At 58.2% G+C, this 5,434-nt stretch carries 4 protein-coding genes and 1 riboswitch; of the genes, 1 reads left to right on the forward strand and 3 read right to left on the reverse strand.

From position 1 onward, the window contains the following. Nucleotides 1-328: 328 nt before the first annotated feature. Nucleotides 329-985: a 3,4-dihydroxy-2-butanone-4-phosphate synthase gene (ribB, locus tag RTK32_RS18250; protein WP_312046473.1), complete on the reverse strand. Its 657-nt coding sequence runs from the start codon at nucleotides 983-985 to the stop codon at nucleotides 329-331. A 106-nt stretch (nucleotides 986-1,091) separates the two neighbouring features. Continuing rightward, nucleotides 1,092-1,244, reverse strand: a riboswitch (FMN riboswitch). Nucleotides 1,245-1,391: 147 nt separating this feature from the next. Here ribB and ubiK point away from each other — a divergent pair. Next, entirely contained in the window at nucleotides 1,392-1,691 is a 300-nt protein-coding gene (gene ubiK, locus RTK32_RS18255; protein WP_312046475.1) for a ubiquinone biosynthesis accessory factor UbiK, read from the forward strand. An 84-nt stretch (nucleotides 1,692-1,775) separates the two neighbouring features. Here the strand turns inward: ubiK and hldE are convergent, their stop codons facing one another. Next, nucleotides 1,776-3,203, reverse strand: coding sequence for a bifunctional D-glycero-beta-D-manno-heptose-7-phosphate kinase/D-glycero-beta-D-manno-heptose 1-phosphate adenylyltransferase HldE (gene hldE / locus RTK32_RS18260; protein ID WP_312046476.1), 1,428 nt, complete (start codon nucleotides 3,201-3,203; stop codon nucleotides 1,776-1,778). An 83-nt stretch (nucleotides 3,204-3,286) separates the two neighbouring features. Continuing rightward, on the reverse strand, nucleotides 3,287-5,434 hold a 2,148-nt coding region (gene glnE, locus RTK32_RS18265), incomplete at its 5' end, for a bifunctional [glutamate--ammonia ligase]-adenylyl-L-tyrosine phosphorylase/[glutamate--ammonia-ligase] adenylyltransferase (RefSeq protein ID WP_312046478.1).

A 5,434-nucleotide genomic window follows, 5' to 3' on the forward strand; every position in this document is an offset into this window, starting at 1 on the left:
AACCAACCGGGGAACCTATCATATGGAATCGGCTGTGGGACACGTCGTACGGAAACGGGGTGGCGAACACACCATATGGAATCGGCTGTGGAACACGTCGCATGGAAGCGGGCTGTAGAACACATCATATGGAATCGGCTGTGGAACACGTTGCACAGAAACGGGCTGGAGCACACCTCGCGTGGAAACCGGTCGGGAAACAAATTGTGAGAACCGACCGTGGAACACACTGCATGGAAACCTTGCGGAAAACCGATCTCAGCGTTCAAACAATCGAACCGCGCGCCTGCACGGTTTTATCCATCCGTACAGAAGCGCGGCGACATGCTTAGCTGGCCTGACGCGTTTCCCGACTGCGGCGGTAAGCAACCAAATCTTCGATAGTCACTACCGGCATCTGGTGCTGTTTCGCAAAAGTGATGGCTTCCGGCGCGTGGGCCATAGTCCCGTCATCGTTAGTCAGCTCGCACAGCACGCCTGCAGATTTAAAACCGGCCAGCGTCACTAAGTCGATAGTTGCTTCTGTATGCCCGCCGCGCGTCAGCACACCGCCCTCACGCGCAAGCAGCGGGAATACATGTCCCGGACGGTGCAGATCGCTCGGTTTAGCATTATCGGCGATAGCGGCACGTATGGTGGTGATACGATCCGCAGCGGAGACGCCGGTAGTCACGCCTTCAGCCGCCTCAATGGTAACGGTAAAACCGGTGCCAAAAGAGCTGGTGTTGTTTTCTACCATCATCGGCAGGTCCAGCTGGCGGCGGCGTTCTTCATTCAGGCAGAGACAGACAATGCCGCTGCCGTGGCGAATAGTCAGCGCCATCTGTTCAACGGTCATGGTTTCCGCGGCGAAAATCATATCGCCTTCGTTTTCACGATCTTCATCATCCAGCACCATGACGCCACGGCCATTGCGCAGCGCATCGATAGCGCGTTCCACACGCTGTTCAGGCGTGCCAAATTCAGAAAGAAGCGTCTGATTCATGGTAAATAATCCTTTGAGTAATATGGTTACCAGAACCAGGGCGAGCTTAGGAGTGTCTTGCAGCGACAAAAAATAACGGCGTGGCGGGCGCAGGCCCGACAGGATACGTTACTCTCTCCCATCCGGACTTTAACCGTCGGCCCCGGAATTACACCGGATCTGCTGACCTTCAAACCCAAAAGATTTGAAGCGCTCGCGGGCTTTCAGCCGTAGCCGATTTACCGCCGGTGGGGAATTTCGCCCCGCCCTGAGAATAAGCCTGATTACTATAGCGCCGAAAAAAAACCAGGGCAACGAACAAAATGTGCAAATTGTTAGCCATTTTGCCGCTTTAACGTTTTTGGGTTTAACCTTTATGGTTATGGCATTACACTTAACGAAACTTTGCCGCTACCAGGAAGCCGCCATGATTGACCCGAAAAAAATTGAACAACTTGCTCGTCAGGTTCATGACTCTATGCCAAAAGGGATCCGTGAGTTTGGCGATGATGTCGAAAAGAAAATCCGCCAGACGCTGCAATCACAGCTGACCCGTCTGGATCTGGTTAATCGCGAAGAATTCGACGTGCAGACGCAGGTCCTGCTGCGCACGCGTGAGAAGCTGGCCGCGCTGGAAGCACGTATTGCCGAGCTGGAAAGCCGTGGTGCTGAAGTGCCGAAAGCGGAAACACCGAAAGAAGTGCTGAAAACGGAAGATATGCAGTAACGCCCCAGGCGAAGCCGTTAAAAAGGTGCCCTGTTGGCACCTTTTGACGTTTAAGGGCGGGCATTTTTTCTGCCCGCACACTTATCAGCTTTTTGCCTGAATGGCCTTGATAATATTGCTGGTGGAAATACCGTCTTCAAAGTTCAGCACGCGAACTTCACCGCCGTTTGCCCACACTTCTTTACTGCCTGCGATCTCTTCCGGCTTGTAATCGCCGCCTTTAACCAGCAGATCCGGCAGGATATCAGCGATGACTCGCTGAGGAGTATCCTCTTCAAACGCCACTACCCAGTCTACCGCTTCCAACGCGCCCAGCACGATCATCCGGTTCTCCAGTGGATTAACCGGACGGCTCTCGCCTTTCAACCGCTTTGTGGACGCATCGCTGTTGACGGCTACGATCAGCCGATCGCCCAGCTTGCGTGCATTGGCGAGGTAAGACACGTGGCCGGCATGGAGAATATCGAAGCAGCCATTGGTCATCACCACTTTCTCACCGCGACGGCGCGCCAGCGTCACCGCCTCTTTCAGCTGCGCCTCGCTCATCACGCCGAAACCGGCTTCGGGACGCGCGCGGATAGCGTTCTCCAGCTCGACTGGCGAAACCGTTGATGTCCCCAGTTTACCCACCACCACACCGGCGGCGGCGTTAGCCAGGAAACAGCTCTCTTCCAGCGTGTTGCCTGCGGCCAACGCGGCGGCCAGCACGCCGATTACCGTATCGCCCGCGCCGGTCACGTCATAAACTTCCTGCGCCTGGGTTGGCAGATGCACCGGCTCTTTGCCCGGCTGCAGCAGCGTCATGCCGTTCTCAGAACGCGTCACCAGCAGCGCCGACAGCTCGAATTGCTGCATCAACGCCATGCCGCGCTCGACAATCTCCGCCTCGTTTTTACACTTGCCGACCACGGCTTCAAACTCGGAAAGGTTCGGCGTCAGTATGGTGGCGCCACGATAGCGCTCAAAATCGGTCCCTTTCGGATCGACCAGTACCGGCACTTTCGCCTCGCGAGCGATGGCAATAATGCTTTCCACGCTTTCCAGTGCGCCTTTGGCATAGTCGGAAAGCACCAGCGCGCCTGCCGACGGCAGCGCTTCCCGGATCCGCAGGTGCAGCGGCTCAACATCAATGCCCCCGAACCCTTCTTCAAAATCCAGGCGGATCAGCTGCTGATTGCGCGACAGTACGCGTAGCTTGGTAATGGTAGGATGCGTGGCGACAGCAACAAAATCGCACTGTACATTAACGCCGGTGAGCGCCTCATTCAGCGCGCGCGCCGCATCATCCACGCCGGTCAGGCCGACCAGACGAGAACGGGCTCCGAGCGAAGCGATATTCATCGCCACGTTGGCCGCTCCGCCGGGACGCTCTTCCACGTTGTCCACCTTGACCACCGGCACCGGGGCTTCAGGGGAGATACGGCTGGTTGGGCCATACCAGTAGCGATCCAGCATCACGTCGCCAACAACCAGAACACCCGCACGGTTAAACTCGGGCAGCGTCATTTTCATTCCAGATACTCCAGGCTGCAGTCAGTCAAAAAATAGTGCGCGCGATGATAGCACATGCCGTCAATCCCGCCCATTGCGCCAGTTCATGCCTCCAGCCAGCGCTGCCAGCTGGCGTTAACGATGGCTTGCTCCTCGCTGAACGCCTCCGGCACAAGCTGGCCCGGTAAGGCCTGAAGCGCCAGCCGGTGCAGCTCGTTACGCAGCGTAACGTAAGCGCGGGTCAGCGAATGTGCTTCTTCCTCGCTAATGCGATCGTGGCGCGCCAGCAGGGCCAGAATGCGTACGTTATCCGACCATTGTGTCAGCGCCGGATCCGCGGCCGCATAGCGTAAGACCAGATATTGCGTAATGAATTCAATATCGGTGATGCCGCCGCGATCCGCTTTGATATCCCACCGCCCTTTTTGCCGGTTACCCAGATGCGTGCGCATTTTTTCACGCATTTCCCTTACTTCCGTTTTCAGCTTTTCCGGCTCGCGCGGTAAACACAGGATGCCGTGGCGGATCGCGGTAAACCGCTGGCTCAGGGCCGCATCGCCAAAAATAATGCGCGCCCGCACCAGCGCCTGATGTTCCCAGGTCCAGGCCTCATGGCGCTGATAATCATCAAAAGCCGCGAAGGTGCTGACCAGCATGCCCGCCGCGCCGGAAGGGCGCAGCCGCGCGTCCACCTCATATAAAATGCCGGATGAGGTCCGGGTGCTGAACAGATGCATAATGCGCTGCGCAAGCCGCAGATAAAACTGGCGGCCATCAATGCTGCGCTCGCCGTCCGTCACCGCTTCCGCCGGACAGTCGTGCAGGAACACCAGATCGAGATCTGAACTGTAGCCCAGCTCCCAGCCGCCCAGCTTGCCGTAGCCGATAACCGCAAAGCCGCGCGCCTGCGGTTCGTTAAGATGAGAAGGACGACCGTAGCGCTGCACCATCATCTGCCAGGCCTGCTGCACGACCTGTTCCACAATGGCTTCTGCCAGCCAGGTAAGGTGATCGCTGACTTTCATCACCGGCAGCGTACCGGCAATATCGGCGGCGGCAATCCGTAAATGCTGTGCCTGCTTGAACTGGCGCAGCGCTTCCAGCTGCTGCTCTTCGTCCTCTTCCGGGATGCGCAGCAGATACTGTCGCAGCTCGTCGCGATAGGCATCCGTGGCCGTAGGCTGATAAAGCGTGGCGGGATCCAGCAACTCGTCCAGCAGCAGCGGGTAACGCGCCAGCTGGCTGGCTATCATCGGCGAAGCCGCACAGAGACGGATCAGATGTTTAAGCGCGCCCGGATATTCCGTCAGCAGCTCCAGATAGGTGGTACGCGTCACGATGCCCAGCAGCAGCGGTGTCAGACGCCCCAGCGTGACGTCGGCATCGTCACGCGGGCACATTTCGGCCAGCAGACCCGGCATCAGCAGGTCCAGTGCCTGACGACCACGCGGGCCGATGGTGCGTTTATCCACGTCCTGCCGGAACTCGCCGATCACCCGCAGCAGTCGCTGCTGCGCTTCGGCAGTCAGGTGGGGCACCAGCGCGGCCAGCTCCGGCTCCTCCAGGCGATCCTGCCAGAGAACACCATAGTCGTCCGTCTCTTTGCTGTCGCCGGCTTCCGGCGCGTCATCCCCGATCAGCTCGTCAAAAATAGCCCGCACGGCAGCCATATGCTGTTGCAGCTGCTCATACATTTCCGGCCAGCCCGTGGTGCCCATCGCCCACGCCAGCCGCGCACGATTGAGATCGTCCGAAGGCAGCGTTTGCGTCTGTTCGTCGTTAATACTTTGCAGCAGATTCTCCAGGCGACGCAAAAACAGCCAGGCATCCCGTAGGCATAACGCCTGCTCCGTGGGAAGCAGATGCAGTTCACTGATGGCCTGAAGCGTAGGCAGAAAGGCCCGCAGCTGTAGCGAGCGCTCACGCCCGCCACGGATCAGCTGAAAAACCTGCACAATAAATTCCGTTTCGCGGATGCCGCCTGCGCCCAGCTTGATGTTGTCCTTTAGCCCGCGTCGACGCACCTCCCTGGCGATCATGCTTTTCATATTGCGCAGTGACTGGATCACGCTGAAGTCGATATAGCGGCGGTAGACAAAAGGCCGCAGCATCTGTTCCAGCTCCTGACTCCAGCGATCGTCCGTGCCGCCCATCAGCCGCGCTTTCACCATCGCGTAGCGTTCCCAATCGCGGCCCTGCTCCTGATAGTAATCTTCCAGCGCGGCAAAGCTCAGCACCAGCGGGCCACTGTC

The organism is Erwinia sp. (assembly GCF_031978025.1).
Classification (GTDB): domain Bacteria; phylum Pseudomonadota; class Gammaproteobacteria; order Enterobacterales; family Enterobacteriaceae; genus Erwinia.

Coding starts and splice junctions, on each gene's coding strand:
- ribB (WP_312046473.1), bottom strand. CDS start 985: ATGAATCAGACGCTTCTTTCTGAATTTGGCACGCCTGAACAGCGTGTG.
- ubiK (WP_312046475.1), top strand. CDS start 1,392: ATGATTGACCCGAAAAAAATTGAACAACTTGCTCGTCAGGTTCATGAC.
- hldE (WP_312046476.1), bottom strand. CDS start 3,203: ATGAAAATGACGCTGCCCGAGTTTAACCGTGCGGGTGTTCTGGTTGTT.